We start from the raw sequence: 15,759 nt of genomic DNA, 5'->3' as shown, positions 1-15,759 counted from the left end.
GAGTATATCGGACACCATTTGGATTGGCAATAGATGGGAACAAAATGACGAGGAAGGCAATAAACCGCATATCAAAAGAAGCCCCCTCCTCCAGTGGATACTGAAGAAGGGAGCCATATTGAGGCATAGCTCAGCCGCCGCTGAGACCTCGTGTTTCGTATAACGGTGCCCCATTTCTAACCCCAAACCCAAGCCTTCCTGTCGCTCCAAACCAAACGAAGGCGAGACTTCGTTATTTTACTATCCACCTCACCACTCTAAAAATCACAAACAAAACAGCACTGATGCCCACTAAAAGCAGTCCCTCCACCACGATGGAGTCAAGCAGCCCGGAGGGTGCATTTCCAATAAGCGCAGCGATGCCCGCACCGGCGAACTGCGCTGCAATCACCAATACCGAATCCAGCAGTGAACGGTACCACCGGACACGTTGGCGCCAGTATGCGCCGGTCAGCACCAACAGCAGGACATTTACCAGCGTAACGGCCGTCGACGCGGAATTGTCCGCGAATGCGCCGTCTAAAATGGGCCAGGAAGGCATCCACGCTGCGGCCAAAATCAAGTTAATTGCGGCGACGCCTAGAAAAACAGGCCGGAACAACCGCTTATCCCTTCGTTTTTCTTCTGCTTCTATTCTGGCCTTCATGTCCGGGCTGATCCACGCGGGGATATCTCTCCGCTCACGGCTTCCGATCTGCAGCGGGTTGGCACCCGGCTCATACTCGGCCTTCGGCAGCTCGGCATATGCGGTTTGGTAGTTCTCCGCCCTAACAATCTTCACGTTCGCCTCTGTCCTGTACACCGGAATCCCGTGCTTTCGGAACTCCGTTACCCAGGCCTCCAATTCATTGGGATTCTCTAATCCGAAAACGGAATATTGGATATGGCCCTCTCCATCAACCCATTTCATGACGATGTTGGCACCGATCACATAAAACCCGATGCTGCCTTCTCCCTTGGGCTGGTACCTTGTCGTCCTCCCGATCAGCACCTCCTGCATTTGAGTGAACGGTACCAGATGCTCGGACTCTTCGCCGGTCTTGATTTGCTTAACGTATGTATAATAGCCTTCCTCCCGGAGTTCGTACCGGAGCAGCACCTTTTGCGGCATCCGGACGATTCTGAAGATCAGCCACAGCATACCCGTCAAGAACAGTCCAATCACTGTGATAAAGCTGCCTACCACCCAATCTCCCTTGATCAGCCAAAAAACACCGTACCCCATAAATCCAAGAACGAGGGCTCCCATCAATCCAACGAGTCCCCAGTTCAACGCTTTAGCCGTCCGGGACGGCTGGTTGGAATATTTCAGTTGGCCTTCCTCACGAAGCTCTACCATCATCGTCCTCCTGTACGTAAGTGGATTTTCCTGGAATATTTCTACGCTCTAACTGGAGAAAATGTTTCATCGCAACGCTGTACCTTTCGGTTTCGTTTTCAGCGGTTACAGCCAACATATGTGCAGGGACGAATGCAAAAAGCCCGGCCAAGCAGCTAACGCTGCCCGTCCGGGCTTTCATCCAAACCGCTGTGATCACCGAATAACGGTTCATCACGTACGCGGCTTCACTCAAGCTTATAGCGTGCTTACAGTACCTTCTCCAGGAAGCTGATCGTACGCTCGTTTTTCGGCCGGCCGAACACTTCCTCCGGCGGTCCTTCCTCCACGATGTAGCCGCCGTCCATGAAGATGACCCGGTCCGCCACCTCGCGGGCGAAGCCCATCTCGTGCGTGACGATCATCATCGTCATGCCTTCACGGGCCAGATCCTTCATGACGCCGAGCACCTCGCCGACCATCTCGGGGTCGAGCGCCGACGTCGGCTCGTCGAACAGCATGACGTCGGGATTCATCGCGAGCGCGCGGGCGATCGCCACCCGCTGCTTCTGCCCGCCCGACAGCTGGCTCGGGAACGCGTCCGCCTTGTCAGCGAGTCCGACCCGCTCCAGGAGGCGCATCGCCGTTTCGCGCGCCTGCTTCGCGTTCATTTTGCCCAGCTCCATCGGAGCGAACATAATGTTCTTGAGGACGCTGAAATGCGGAAACAGGTTAAAATGCTGGAACACCATACCAATATTTTCGCGGGCCTTGTTGATATCCGTCTTTGAATCGTTCAGATCCTGGTCATCAACGATGACACGGCCTGCAGTGATGTCCTCAAGCCGATTGATGCAGCGCAGAAACGTACTTTTCCCCGATCCGGAAGGACCGATTACGCATACGACTTCGCCTTCCTTGACCTGCATATCGATTCCTTTCAGCACCTGATTGGCGCCGAAGCTCTTCTTTAATCCTTCAACCCTGATTTTACCCACGGCGCAATCTCCCTTCCAAGAAGCCTGAAAGTTTCGTTAAGATCGTGATCACAATCAAATACATGATGGCTACAACCAGCCAAATATCAAATGACGAGAACGTTCTGGCGATAATAATTTTGCCGGACTGCGTCAGCTCGACCAGACCGATCGCCGACAGAATCGACGTATCTTTCAGCGTAATGACCAACTGGTTGATAAACGCCGGAATCATGACGCGGATCGCCTGCGGGATGATGATCTTCATCATCGCCTTGCGGTATGGCAAACCGAGCGAACGGGCCGCTTCCATTTGGCCGCGGTCGATCGACTGAATGCCGCCCCGAATGATTTCCGTTACATAAGCGCCAGCATTCAGAGTCAGCGTCAGAATGGCCGCCAGGAACAGTGGCATCGTAAAGCCGAAGGCCTGCGGAATACCAAAGTAAATAAAGAAAGCTAGGACGATCAGCGGAATGCCGCGGAAGACGTCGACGAATACCGTTGCCAAACCGCGAAGAAACTTATTGCGACTCACCTTCATAAAGCCGAAAATCAACCCCAGGATAAAGGCGAAGAACAGCGATACGATCGTGTACAGCAGCGTCTTGCCCAGACCCGTCAGCAGCGGCGGCAGCGAATCCTGAATCAGTCCCCAGCGGCTTTGATTTGCCGGTCCGGACGCATTTTCACCCAGATATTTCTCGAGAATCTGGTCATACTCCCCGCTGGCTTTGAGATTGGTCAGGCCGGTGTTGAACTTTTGCATCAGCTCCTGGTTCTTGCCTTTGCTGACCGCAAAGCCGTAGGAGCCGCCTGCTTCCTTCTCGGTTACGATCTTGAGTCCATTGTTCTGGTTTACGCCATAAGCTAGCACAGGATAATCGTCAAAGCAGGCCACGGAGTTTCCAGTTTTGACATCGTCGTACATTTGCGAGGAATCGTCGAACGGGACGATGGTAAATCCGTATTTCGAGGCGATGGATTCGGCGAAGCTGTAGCCTTCTGTACCTGTCTTTACGGCTACCTTTTTCCCTTTCAAATCCTCATAGCTCTTGATGGTGTCATTGTTCTTGCTGATGGCCATCACCACGCCGGATTCGAAATAGGACTCGGAAAAGTCGAATTTCTGCTTCCGTTCGTCGGTAATGCTCATCCCTGCGATGACGCCGTCCACCTGGTTCGACTCCAGCGCTTGAACGGCTGCGTTAAAGCCCAGTGGCTTGATCTCATACTTAAAATTCTGATCCTTGGCGATGGCCTCCATCAGATCCATATCGATCCCGACAAACTTGCCGCTGACGTCCTGAAACTCAAACGGAGCAAACGTAATGTCGGTACCGATGACATAGGTTTTGCCGGAATCCGGCGCAGCTGCGGCGCTTCCCGTCCAACCAGACCATCCGGTCACCACGAGGAGCAGCAGCGCTAATGAAAATAATGATACCTTAAAAGATGATTTCATGTGTCCTCCCCTTCTCGGTCAACGCCGAATGTTGTCCCCTTCATACTTTTTCTTTTTTGGTGGCAGGTATTCTCCCACCTAATATCCTATTTTACCAAAAAACCAATCATTCCTAAAAATACATTTTCAACCATTTTCTTTAGTTCAATCTAACCATTAACCAAGAAATTTACTACTAAGACTAACACAGTCTGCAGATAAAGGAAGCAAGTTAGCTATCATTCATTACCCATTCGAGACAAGTTTGCCTAACCATCATTAGAACTTTCGCAAAATATAGTCAAGCTATAAGATCAGTATGATCTTGACGGTCAAAGTTAACCACGACTATAATTCAATCAATTCATTGAATATTATAGCAAGGTGGGAATAGATATGGACCACGATTTTCCCGTTCGTGCTTTCAAAGACGACTTGTACCGGCAGTTTGCCCGAATCGGGAAATGCTTGTCCAGCGATAAACGGCTCGAGCTCATGCATTTGTTATCCCAAGGACCCAAGTCTGTTGAAAAATTGGCCGAGGCCACAGAAATGAGCGTAGCCAACGTATCGCGGCATCTCCAAATTTTACTGGATGCCAACCTGGTGAAGTATAGCAAGCGGGGGACGTATGTCATCTACTGCTTGGCTGGTCCCCATATTGAGGGCTTTTTGAATGCTCTATGGCGAATGAGCGAAACGCAGCTGGCCGACATCACCCGGGTAAAAAACGACTTTCTGAGTCAGTGCGAGGATGTTCAGACCCTGTCTTTAAATGAAGTATTGCGCAAAATGGACGAAGGCATGATTTTACTGGACGTACGCCCGGCCGATGAATTTGAAGCAGGACACATTCCCGGGGCGATCTCTGTTCCGATGGAGGAGCTTTATCAATATATGCAAAGTCTGCCCAAGGAAACTCCAATTGCTGCATATTGCCGCGGACCTTACTGCGTTGCAGCGGCCGAGGCGGTTGAGAAATTGCAGCGTGAGGGCTTTACAGCATTCCGGGTGGAGGAAGGAGTTTACGAATGGCGGGAATTTCAAGCACAGAGGTAACGAAACGCATTTATCTGGACTATAACGCCAGCACTCCGTTAGATCCGGAAGTGCTCCAGGAGATGCTGCCGTTTTTCGAGCATCACTATGGCAATCCTTCTTCCTCGCATTGGGCGGCAGCTTCACTCAAAGAAACGATCGAGCACGCCAGAAGCCGGATCGCCGCAGCGATTGGGGCGAAATCCAGTGAGGTGATTTTTACCAGCGGAGGAACCGAAGCCAACAATCACGCTTTAAAAGGGGTTTACTTTGCATCCAACCAGCCCCGCAGACATATCATCACGACAACCATTGAGCATCCGGCGATTCTCAATCCCTGTGCCTTCCTCGAAACGCTGGGCGCGGAAGTGACCTACGTTCCCGTTGATCACTGGGGCCGGGTGTCACCGGCAGATATCGAGCGTGCCATCCGCGAGGATACCATTCTCATTTCGGTCATGCACGCCAACAGCGAGGTCGGAACGATTCAGCCCATTGAAGAGGTGGCCAGTATCGCCAAACGCTACGGTATCCTGGTGCATACGGATGCTGCACAGTCTTTTGGCAAAATCCCGGTGAACGTCGATGCCTTGGGCGTCGATTTGTTATCTATCGCCGGTCATAAGCTGTACGCGCCCAAGGGTATCGGCGCACTGTATGTGCGTGAAGGCACGACACTCGCCCCGTTTGTGCATGGGGCAGGCCATGAATCCGGCCGGAGGGCAGGAACGGAAAATGTGCCTTATATCGTCGGATTGGGCAAAGCCGCAGCACTGGCAGCGCAGAAGGTCGGTTCCCGTGAAATCCGAAACCTCCGGGAGGCATTGAAGGAAGGGCTCAAGGAAGCCTTTGGAGACCAGGTCCGGTTTAATGGCGATCCCGGCAACCATCTGCCCAACACGCTCAACGTAAGCTTCCTTGGGCTGAGCGGGCAGGAGATTTTGGGTCGTTTTCCGGAAATCGCCGCTTCCACCGGATCCGCCTGCCACTCCGGAAGCACAACCCTTTCACCGGTGCTGCGGGCGATGGGCCTTAGCGATTACGAAGGGCTGGGAGCGATCCGGTTCAGCTTGGGCCGGTACACCACCAAAGAAGAAGTGGAGACCGTTATTTCTTTATTCCAGGACCGTCTGCAGTGAGGGTAACAGCAAATCTTTTACGAATCGGTTCGTCTAATATAGGGAGGAACAATAGATGTCAGAGACCACGGTTGTAGAAAGGGTGAATCCCCTCCCTGCACCTCTAAGGCAGTACGTTGAATCGCCTGAGAGGCAGCGGCAGCTCCATAAAAGGACGATGTTGATCGTCATCATTTCGCAAATTTTCGGCGGGGCCGGTTTTGCTGCAGGGGTTACGGTAGGAGCGCTGCTTGCCCAAGACATGCTTGGATCCGACAGCTATGCCGGGGTTCCTTCCGCCTTAATTACGTTAGGATCAGCAGCGTCCGCCCTGATCGTCGGCCGTCTGTCCCAGCGGTTAGGGCGCCGGACAGGGCTGGCAGCGGGCTTCCTGGCAGGCGGGCTTGGTGCGCTAGGCGTCGTTTTGGCAGCCCTCATAAGCAATCTGGCACTTCTCTTTATTTCTTTGCTGGTGTACGGCACCGGAACGGCAACAAACTTACAGGCTCGGTATGCCGGGACGGATTTGGCCTTGCCAACGCAGCGGGCTAAAGCGATCAGCGCCGCTATGGTCTTCACCACATTCGGTGCAGTGGCCGGACCGAATCTGGTCAATATCACGGGACGGTTTGCCACTTCCATAGGTTTCCCAGCGCTTTCGGGTCCATTCATGCTGGCTGCTGCAGCATTTATTATAGCCGGCGTCGTCCTCCTCATCTTCCTTCGGCCAGACCCGCTGATCGTGGCCAAGGCCATGGCGGAGGCACAGCGGGCAGATGAAAGCCTGAATGGCACGCAGAGCACCGGAGTAAAAGACGCGGCCATGAATAAAACGGGAATCATGATCGGTGCGACGGTGATGGTGCTGACCCAAATCGTGATGGTGGCCATTATGACCATGACACCGGTCCACATGAAGCATCACGGACACGGGCTGGGCGAGGTTGGCCTCGTCATCGGCATCCATGTGGCTGCGATGTTTCTGCCTTCGCTGATTACCGGCGTTCTAGTCGATAAGTACGGACACACTCTGATGTCCTATGCTTCCGGAATCACCCTGCTTGCGGCAGGCTTGTTGGCTGGGCTCGCGCCCGGAGAATCGATGGTATTTCTTGTTCTTGCGCTTGCCCTCCTTGGGCTGGGCTGGAACTTTGGCCTGATTAGCGGAACGGCAGCCATTGTCGACGCGACGCCTCCCCATACTCGGGCGAAGACCCAAGGCACGGTGGATGTGCTCATTGCCTTAGCCGGGGCTTCGGGAGGAGCGTTATCCGGCATGGTTGTGGCCCAATCCAGCTACTCCGTACTTTCTTTAGCCGGAGGATTCCTGTCCCTGCTTCTAATTCCGGTTATTGTCTGGTCGCGGAAAAAGAAAGCTTGATGCGATCTTCAACCGATACTCCCTCGTGGCTTTAATTAGGAAGCGCCGGGTTTGGGTATTAAGGTGATCATTACAATAGATCCCCCTTTCGTTTGTTTCGGTTTGCTGCAACGGCAGCCGGGCAGGACGAAAGGGGTTTTTTCTATGCTTCAATCGTTCCCAGGCTGATGCGCCGATCAGGCCATCCTCCTGTTCTTGTCTCAACGGAGCTGCTGCTGAACAGCCCGCCGCGAGCTCATTTTCGTGAATATTTTTTGCATCAGACCCGGTCCGGAAATCCGGCTGTTCTGAAACGCGGCGATGCGCCATTCGCCGTTTTGCTTTACAACCACATTGGTGTTAATGGAGTCACGTTTCTTTGGCGCCTGCTTCTGCCATCTCATTTTGACGGCGCCCAGTCCGTGAAAGATCGCCAGCTCCGGCGTAATAAAGTCGATTTTCGCAATCTCCCCGTCCAGCGTAGACCCTCTCAATACGCCGTTCCACAGCTCCTGATGCACATCGGCAATCGCCTTTCTTCCTTTCAGGTGCTCGCCTTGAAAAGTAACGTAGTCGGCCTGGTCGGTAAAGCATGCCCCGTAAGCCTCGCCATCCCCTTTTCCCCAAGCCCATTTCAGCTTTTCAAACAGCTGCTCAATTTCCTTCCGGTCTTGCGCCTGATGTGTATTCATGTTCATCATCCTTCATCTCCTTTGATTGAATGGCCGCCTGATTACGCGGATTTCTTTGCTATTCAAGAAACGTTTCGCTGACATTAACTGGACCAACTAATTATCTTGATTTATATAATATCTTGATTAATTAAGATAATATGCGGCCGGAGGTGATTTGTCAATAGATCCCTTAAGTTTTTTTAAAAAGAAATGAAGAACATCCCACCCCGTCAGCGAAAAATCAAAAAAAATCCCGGCCCCTTCGGACCGGAATCAAGCATGGTTATGGTGTTGGCAAGAAACAGGCTGGCATTCCCGCTTCCCGCCGGAATGGAATTCCTAGTGGTTGGAATGACTCATTAAATGACCCGTGATTACATTACACGGCTAATTTCGTTTGGACCGCAGCTTCCGGAGCCGTCTGCTCCTTCTTCATTTCCTCCATGGCGGCCAGTCCGGCCGTATTCAGCACATTCCATGGCTTGTTGTAATGCGGCTGGAAGAAGAAGTCCACAAAAGCCAGCTCCTGCACCGTCATCCGGTTCTGGATGCATACCGACAGCGTATTGGCCGCTTGGGTCATATCCGCCTTCGACATCACCTGGGCCCCGACGATCCGGCCGCCGGCCGCTTCGAAGACCAGCTTCAGCATGACATCATCGTAGGTCGGCATGAACTCCGGACGGTTGTTTTCATGGATTGTTACAGTTTTCACATTCAAGCCTGCAGCAAGTGCGGCGGCCTCGGTCATGCCCGTCGAAGCGATGTTCCAGTCAAACAGCCGGATGGCCGACGTTCCCTGGGTACCCTGGTAGCGCACGGTCGGCTGCACTAAATTCATACCGGCCAGCGTACCCATCCGCACCGCATTGGTGGCCAGTGGAATGTACATCGCCGTTCCCGTCGGATTGTAGCGTACGGCACAGCTGTCGCCAGCGGCCAGCACATCAGGGTTGCTGGTGCGCATATAGTCGTCGACGATAATCGCGCCGTTCGGCAGCATGTCGACTTGACCCTTCAGCAGATCCGTGCCGGGACGGAAGCCGATGCACAGCACAACCATATCGGCTTCAAACGTGCCTTCTGTGGTGACGACCTCGCGCACTTTGCCTTCGCTGCCGCGGAAGCCTTCCACCATCCGGCCCAGCGCCAGCTGCACGCCGCGGTCCTTTAGCGTCTGCTCGGCCAGGTCGGTCAGATCGCGGTCAAGGTACTTGGCCATGACACGGTCCATGTTATCGATCAGAGTGACCTGCTTGCCAAGCTCGCGGAACGCTTCGACCAGCTCGATACCGATATACCCGGCGCCGATGACGGTGATGCGCTCTGCATCCGCAGCGCGGGCAACGATTTCCTGCGCGTGAGCGTAGTTTTTGCACAGCTGGACATTGTCCAGATCGATTCCTTCCATTTTCGGAATAACCGGCCACGAGCCTGTGGTGACCACCAGCTTATCATAGCTGTCCGTAAATTCTTCGCCGGTCACCAGGTTGCGGACATTCAGCGTCTTGGCGTTGGTGTCGACGGCCAGCACTTCGTGCCGCATCCGGGTCACAGCGCCGAGTCCGGCCAGCTCTTCCGGATTGCTGTAGAACAATCCGCCAGCGTCCTTAACGACGCCTCCGACGTGAAGGGCGATGCCGCACGACAGGAACGAAATGTTATCGTTGCGTTCGTACACCGTAATTTGGGCTTCCGGGTGCTGCATGGCAATGCTTTTTACAGCAGCGGTTCCGGCATGGGTACATCCAATGACTGCGACTTTCATGGTAATTCCTCCTTATAGGGAATGAAATGGATAATGTGAAACGGAATGGATAACTTAATGGATAAGCAGCGGAATGGAGGACACTGCTCATTTGTGAAATAATGCACAATATACTTTAAAAAAATATTTCCGCTGATTTAGCTGCCTAGATCTATTTGTGATTTATATCACAACCTCTTTATGGCTTAATCATACACCTTACCTTTCACCTTTGCAAGGGGTTTGTGAAAAAAATCTCAAAATTATTAACAAAAAGCACCCCGTCCGGGATGCTACGGGATGCTTCATATCAATTTACTATATGATTAGATGTCTTCGCGAATTTGAATACGTTTGGTGCGTTGGTTAGGTTGTTTTGGAATTTCCATGTTCAGTACGCCGTCTTTCAGGGACGCGTTAATTCCGTCTGCATGAATATCGGGAACGTAGAAGCTGCGCGTGTATTCCCCATAGCGGCGTTCTCTGCGGACGACTTGTTCGTCTTGGTTGTCCACGCTATGGTCTTCCTTGCGAACGGCTTTGATCGTCAGGTAAGGCTCAGCGTAGCTGATCTCGATATCTTCTTTTTGAAAACCGGGCAGCTCCGCCTCCAACAGATACGATTGCTCCGTTTCCCGGATATCGGTCTTGAAGGACGTCAACGATCCTTTGAAAGATGTAAACCAATCGTCGCTGAACACGTCGTTAAAGGATTTCACCAATGGTCCAAAGGCATCTTCTCTGCGTTTTCCAAAAGGAATCAAGTCAAACATGCTTCATTTCCCCTTTCGATTTGACCTTGTTTGACCTTACGACTTTATTATATGCCTGTGGGTGTGAAAAGACAAAAACGATGACAGCTGATTACACGCGATTATAGCCTGATTTGACTCGTTTTATGGTGGATTTATCGTAAAAATTATTATTTTGACCTTGTTTGACCTTTAAATAAAAGAGTTCATTTACCCGGAATGACCATCCTCCCCATGGTCTGGCTGCCGCAGCTGATCCAATTTTCGAATGGACGGTATGAACTGACAAAGTGCAGCCGTTGCGAACATCATCACGCCAGAGAGCATAAACCACCCATTCACACCAATTTGATCCGCTACCATGCCCCCAATGATGAGTCCAAGCGGCATGGCCAAAGCCATGACACTGCCAAACAAACCGAACACCCGTCCTAAATATGCCGGCTCTATCCGTTCCTGAAATAATGCGACCTGCACTCCATTATAGAACGGCCCGGAGAATCCCATTATGGTGCAGCATGCCAAAAAGGCGATAAAACCGTCTGCCGGTAATACGCCCGCCGTGAACAGGGCAATACCCATGACAAAAATGGCCGCCATGATGGTTAAGGAACGATTCTTGAATCCTCCCCATCTTCCAAGCAGTATACCGCCTGCCAGCATGCCGACGGCAAAAACAATTTCCGCAGCGGATGCTTCTTTCATCGTTCCTCCGAAATAGTCCATCGTCATCAGAGGAAATAAAGCATTGATCGGCATGAAAGCAAAAATGAATAACCCGCCAATCCATAGAAGCGCAATCAAGCCTTTGTGCTGTTTGAGGGCGTCGTACCCCTCTCTCAGTTCTTTAACAAATCCACTTCCCGCAGCGGATTCCCTTGCCACTGGTCCAGGGATCTTAACCAGGAGCACCGCCATTATCGCGATAGCCGCCCCTATGATATCGATGGCGACCACTGCATTCAAGTCCCATACCGAATACAAAAAGGCCGCCGCCGCCGGACTTATGATGTAGCTGACCGACTGCACAGTTTGGGTGTATCCAGCGCATTTGGCTAACTGTTCGGCCGGTACGATCAACGGCGTTGCGGCATTCAGCGCAGTGGAATGAAAAGCCGATCCGATGCTGCGGATAAACAATACAATCATAATCACCCAAACCGGTAGTTCCGTATAAAAAGCGATCAGCGTCAAAACGGCGGCGGCGGCCGCAACGACCACATCGGCCAAAACCATGACGGTTTTACGGTTCCAACGGTCGACTAATACTCCAATGACCGGTCCGCCAAGCGCCTGCGGTAAAAATCCAACCAGTGTCGCCATCGACAGCACCATAGCCGACCCGGTTTTCTCTGTGAGGTACCAAATGATCGCCATTTGCAGAATGGCACTCGTAATCAGAGATACGGCTTGCCCCGCCCATATCGTAAAAAAGTTGTGTTTCCAGTTCTGTTGCTTGTTCATATCCTTCTCTCCCCGCATTTTTTATTGGCGTTTATTGTTTTTAGGCAATAAAAAATGCAGGCCGAAGTCCATATGACGGGCTTGGGTCTGCATACCAACGAAAAGGCATGGAGAAATAAGGCATAACAAATCAACGCCTGATATTCCTTAGCGATCCATAAGCCCACTCGAAAAATAAGCACAACAAAAAAGCCCCATAACATATGGAAAAGCTTGCTTTTTTATTGCCAACTTATCTCCAGCGAATGGAATGCATGGATCAACTAACCTCCTTCAAAACATCCAGAATTGCATATTATGCTAACATAGCGAATTGTCCAAAGTCAATGCGAGATAAATGATAATAGGGCCAAAATCGCAGATCAGTCGTGTTCGTAATTCCCCGCCGTTTGCACCGCCATCTGCCGGATCCTCTCGGCTACATAAGCCGGCTCAAGCACCCGCAAATCCGGCCCGTAGCTCAGCAGCATGCCGTACATCCAATGATTATCCGGGTAACTCGCCCGGACCAGCAGCGATCCGTCCGCTTCTATCTCGACGTTCTCAGCGCCAAAAGCCTCCTCCACCCGTACTCTCAGCCGCGGCTTAAAACGCAGAAGGAGTGAAACGGCAGGTCCGGTCTCCTGGTTGCCCCACCTTGCATCCAGTTCTTCCATGCGCATGCCGCGGGACGGAAATTTTTCCAGATGAACTTTTAAGCCGTTCAATCGGGAAACCCGAAACGTCCGATAATCCTGACGGGTCCGGCAGTAGGCGTATAAGTACCAGGCGTACCCCTTCCAAGCCAGGCCAATGGGCTCGACTTCGCGCTGCTCGGCCGTCCCTTCCGTATTGGTGTATAGGAAGGATACCACCGACCGGTGCTTGGACGCCTGCCTCAGCGAAACGAGGACCGACTTGTCCTTGATTCCTCCTCCATGCCACAGGTTGGTGTCAAACACGAGCGTTTCGCCCTCTTCCTCCATTTGGTCCTGCTCGGATTTGGCGACAAGCGCCTTGATTTTGGTCAGCAGATCGTCCATTTCCCGGTCATCCAGGGAAGCCTGTACGCCTTTTAAGGCGACGAGGATCGATTTCAGGTCTTCCAGGGTGACAATCTGCCGCTCAATCCGGTACTTCTCCATAATTTCATATCCGCCGTCCGTTCCCGCATAGGACACAATCGGAATGCCCGCAGCGTTAATCGTCTCGAGATCGCGGTAGATCGTGCGCAGCGATACCTCGTACTTATCGGCAAGGGTCTGGGCGTTCACCCTGCGCCGGCTCAGCAGGATCATCGTAATGCCAAGCAGCCGTTCTACTTTCAAAGCTACCCCTCTCCTTTGTCAAAGAAATGACGATTCACAAAAAAATCACTTTTTATATCCATTATCCATGCATTTCTCGCTGACATACTGTTGTCAAGGTGGGGCGCCTACAGTAAAGACATAAGAACCCCCAAGGAGGATGTTAAAGATGAAAATGTTCGCTAGTAGTCAAACCAATCCAGGTACGATCCGCCCCTTCCGCTTGGAAACGACGCAGGCAGAGCTCCAGGACCTCAAGCAGCGCCTAAGCATGACCCGCTGGCCGGATGAGCTTCCGGGGGCAGGCTGGAATTACGGAGCACCGCTCTCTTTTGTGAAAGACATGGCGGCTTACTGGGAGCATTCCTTTGATTGGACCAAGCAGGAACAGCGCCTCAACAGCTATCCTCAATTCACGACGACGATTGACGGTGCGAACATCCACTTCTTCCATATTCGTTCCTCCGAGCCGGGTGCAGTGCCGCTCATGCTCATTCACGGATGGCCCAGCTCCCCTGTGGAATTCCTGGAGCTGATCGGTCCGCTGACCGATCCGACATCGTATGGCGGCGATGCCGCAGATGCCTTTCACCTGGTCATCCCTTCGCTGCCGGGCTTTGGCCTGTCAGGCCCGACAACCGATACGGGCTGGAGCCCATCCCGGGCAGCCCAAGCGCTGGATGCGCTCATGACGCTCCTCGGCTATGAGCAGTACGGCGTGCAGGGCGGGGATATGGGCGCCATGATCGCACCGGAAATCGGCCGCATCGCCGCCGGCCGCGTCATCGGGGTGCATGTCAACGCGGCGACCATGGGCTTTGTGCCGTTCGGGGCTATCGAAGACGTTGTATTTGCATCGCTGACCGATGCTGAGAAGGTGCGGGTCGGTCGATTGGGGCATTTTATGAAGGAAAGATTCGGGTTTAACATAATCCAGTCCACCAGACCGCAGACGCTCGCTTACGGGCTTCACGACTCTCCGGCCGGACTTCTGGCCTGGACCTGCGAATTGTTTAACGGTTTTGGCGATACGGTCGATGCTGTGGACCGCGATACGTTCCTTACCAACCTTATGCTGTACTGGCTGACGGGAACGGCAAACTCCTCTACGCGCATGTATTACGAAGGCGCACACGACCCGGGTGCCTGGGCTCCGAAAGACTTGTCGCCAACTCCTGTAGGTGTCGCGGTATTCCAGTTATCCGATGTGGCGATCCGCCGCTTTGCCGAGCAGGGCAACCGCATCGTGCATTGGAGCGAGTTCGAGCGGGGTACGCATTTTGCCGCGATCGACGCGCCGGAACTGATGATCAAGGACATCCGTACGTTTTTTCGGAATGTGCTGTAACCGTTAAAGTGGATAGATGTAGGGTGGCACCTGAGCGGTGCCCTTTTATCCTTTTATTGCTGCGGCTTCTTTTTACGATGACGATGAATTCCTCAACGCATACAGCTGCGAGACCACCCGGTCTAGCCGATCCTTGATCAGAATGGTATCCGTGTACTTCGCCGGGATCCCCTCATAGCCGTAATAGATGCCCGCCAACCCGCCGGCGATCGCTCCAATCGTATCGGAATCGCCGCCCAGGTTAGCGGCCCGCTGCACCGCATCGCTGAAGTCGGTCGCGTGAAGCAGAATATGCAGCACCCATCGGAACGTATGGACCACGAACCCGCTGGGAGGACAGTCTGGTTCGTCTTCGATCATTCCTTCATACTCGCTGCCTTTGATCTCAGCCAAGATGGCTTCGCTTGGGTCCTCTCCCCGCAATAGACGATCGGCAATGCGATTATAAATAACGCAGGCTTCCGCGCACCTTGGATCGTAATGCGTCATTCGTGATTGCATGATCGTTACCCGCTCAACCTCAGCCGGGTCGTTGTAAGCCAGCGCAGCCGGGAGGCATCGCATCAAGGAGCCGTTCCCGCCGCTCTGACCCATGTCTGCGTGAGCAATAAAAGCGGCTTCGAGCCAATCGCCCTCATATTTTTCAAACACATGCCGGATGATGTTCCCGATGTCCTTGGGCCGCGATTGATACCATTCGAGAAAATGACGCCCGATCGCCTCCAGCGGCTCCGCGGGATTTTCCAGAATCCCTTCTGCCACGCAGAGCGTCATCATCGTATCGTCGGTTACTTCCCCCGGTTCGAGCTGCCATACCCCGCCGCCGATGATCTCCGTCAAATAGCCGTATTGAGCTTTTACCTCCCGGACACTCATAAACTCCGTCGTTCCGCCAAGCGCGTCACCCACAGCCACGCCGAAGAGGCCGCCCTTCAAGCGGTCGAGCATTTGGTCCTGCATGCGAACACCCCCTGTTCTGATCATCTGGAAAAGAAGTCCAGTCGTTCTATTAGCTATGATTATAGCAAGTGCAGGCTAGTGGGATAAGCGAATAGAAAATCCTCAATAATTCCCCACCTCTGCCCGAATCTTCATTGCCTATGCATATTCTACATCATCCATTCCATAGATGCAGCGAACTTCCGGCGGCCCGGCCGACCGAACTTCGCGTGATTCCCCCTTTCTTCTGCTCTCAGAAATATATAAAAAAAGCACGGTATCTCCTTTCATTTG

13 protein-coding genes are annotated in these 15,759 nt (G+C 52.8%); 4 read left to right on the top strand and 9 right to left on the bottom strand.

Translation table 11 applies throughout. From position 1 onward, the window contains the following. Positions 1-232 precede the first annotated feature (232 nt). The 3 genes from KI379_RS21370 to KI379_RS21360 form a co-directional block, all read right to left on the bottom strand. Positions 233-1,342: a hypothetical protein gene (locus tag KI379_RS21370; protein ID WP_212984859.1), complete on the bottom strand. Its 1,110-nt coding sequence runs from the start codon at positions 1,340-1,342 to the stop codon at positions 233-235. 245 nt (positions 1,343-1,587) lie between these two features. Beyond that, positions 1,588-2,316, bottom strand: coding sequence for an amino acid ABC transporter ATP-binding protein (locus KI379_RS21365; RefSeq protein WP_076173114.1), 729 nt, complete (start codon positions 2,314-2,316; stop codon positions 1,588-1,590). Further along, the gene (locus KI379_RS21360) at positions 2,309-3,760 is read right to left on the bottom strand and encodes an amino acid ABC transporter substrate-binding protein/permease (RefSeq protein ID WP_212969554.1); all 1,452 of its coding nucleotides are present in this window, start codon (positions 3,758-3,760) and stop codon (positions 2,309-2,311) included. Before KI379_RS21360 ends, KI379_RS21365 begins: the two co-directional genes overlap by 8 nt. Before the next feature lie 375 nt (positions 3,761-4,135). Here KI379_RS21360 and KI379_RS21355 point away from each other — a divergent pair, with 375 nt between their 5' ends. The 3 genes from KI379_RS21355 to KI379_RS21345 are packed head-to-tail and all read left to right on the top strand — an operon-like array spanning position 4,136 to position 7,276. Continuing rightward, complete coding sequence (locus KI379_RS21355) at positions 4,136-4,798, top strand: ArsR/SmtB family transcription factor (protein WP_212969553.1); 663 nt, start codon at positions 4,136-4,138, stop codon at positions 4,796-4,798. Then, on the top strand, positions 4,771-5,916 hold the full coding sequence (locus KI379_RS21350; RefSeq protein WP_076173117.1) for a cysteine desulfurase family protein: 1,146 nt from the start codon (positions 4,771-4,773) through the stop codon (positions 5,914-5,916). Before KI379_RS21355 ends, KI379_RS21350 begins: the two co-directional genes overlap by 28 nt. 55 nt (positions 5,917-5,971) lie before the next feature. Next, positions 5,972-7,276 carry an MFS transporter gene (locus tag KI379_RS21345; RefSeq protein ID WP_212984858.1) on the top strand — a complete coding sequence of 435 codons (1,305 nt, stop codon included), beginning with the start codon at positions 5,972-5,974 and terminating at the stop codon, positions 7,274-7,276. A gap of 200 nt (positions 7,277-7,476) precedes the next feature. Here KI379_RS21345 and KI379_RS21340 read toward each other — a convergent pair whose 3' ends face one another. From KI379_RS21340 to KI379_RS21320, 5 genes are all read right to left on the bottom strand, one after another. Continuing rightward, positions 7,477-7,947: an SgcJ/EcaC family oxidoreductase gene (locus KI379_RS21340; RefSeq protein WP_306433691.1), complete on the bottom strand. Its 471-nt coding sequence runs from the start codon at positions 7,945-7,947 to the stop codon at positions 7,477-7,479. Between the two features lie 361 nt (positions 7,948-8,308). Next, positions 8,309-9,697 carry an FAD-dependent oxidoreductase gene (locus KI379_RS21335; RefSeq protein WP_212984857.1) on the bottom strand — a complete coding sequence of 463 codons (1,389 nt, stop codon included), beginning with the start codon at positions 9,695-9,697 and terminating at the stop codon, positions 8,309-8,311. A 305-nt stretch (positions 9,698-10,002) separates the two neighbouring features. After that, complete coding sequence (locus tag KI379_RS21330) at positions 10,003-10,449, bottom strand: Hsp20/alpha crystallin family protein (RefSeq protein ID WP_089549362.1); 447 nt, start codon at positions 10,447-10,449, stop codon at positions 10,003-10,005. A gap of 189 nt (positions 10,450-10,638) precedes the next feature. Then, positions 10,639-11,892 (bottom strand): MFS transporter, encoded by a 1,254-nt coding sequence (locus KI379_RS21325; RefSeq protein ID WP_212984856.1) that lies wholly within the window; start codon positions 11,890-11,892, stop codon positions 10,639-10,641. Positions 11,893-12,254: 362 nt separating this feature from the next. Next, on the bottom strand, positions 12,255-13,199 hold the full coding sequence (locus KI379_RS21320) for a helix-turn-helix transcriptional regulator (protein ID WP_212984855.1): 945 nt from the start codon (positions 13,197-13,199) through the stop codon (positions 12,255-12,257). Between the two features lie 148 nt (positions 13,200-13,347). Here KI379_RS21320 and KI379_RS21315 point away from each other — a divergent pair, with 148 nt between their 5' ends. Further along, complete coding sequence (locus KI379_RS21315; RefSeq protein WP_212984854.1) at positions 13,348-14,526, top strand: epoxide hydrolase family protein; 1,179 nt, start codon at positions 13,348-13,350, stop codon at positions 14,524-14,526. Positions 14,527-14,598: 72 nt separating this feature from the next. Here the strand turns inward: KI379_RS21315 and KI379_RS21310 are convergent, their stop codons facing one another. Then, positions 14,599-15,486 carry an ADP-ribosylglycohydrolase family protein gene (locus KI379_RS21310; RefSeq protein WP_212984853.1) on the bottom strand — a complete coding sequence of 296 codons (888 nt, stop codon included), beginning with the start codon at positions 15,484-15,486 and terminating at the stop codon, positions 14,599-14,601. Between the last annotated feature and the right edge of the window lie 273 nt (positions 15,487-15,759).

It is taken from the genome of Paenibacillus cineris (assembly GCF_018333335.1).
GTDB classification, from domain to species: Bacteria; Bacillota; Bacilli; order Paenibacillales; family Paenibacillaceae; genus Paenibacillus_AQ; species Paenibacillus_AQ favisporus.
The sequence above is the reverse complement of the archived record's forward strand: the minus strand, read 5'-3'. Positions and strand labels throughout refer to the sequence as shown.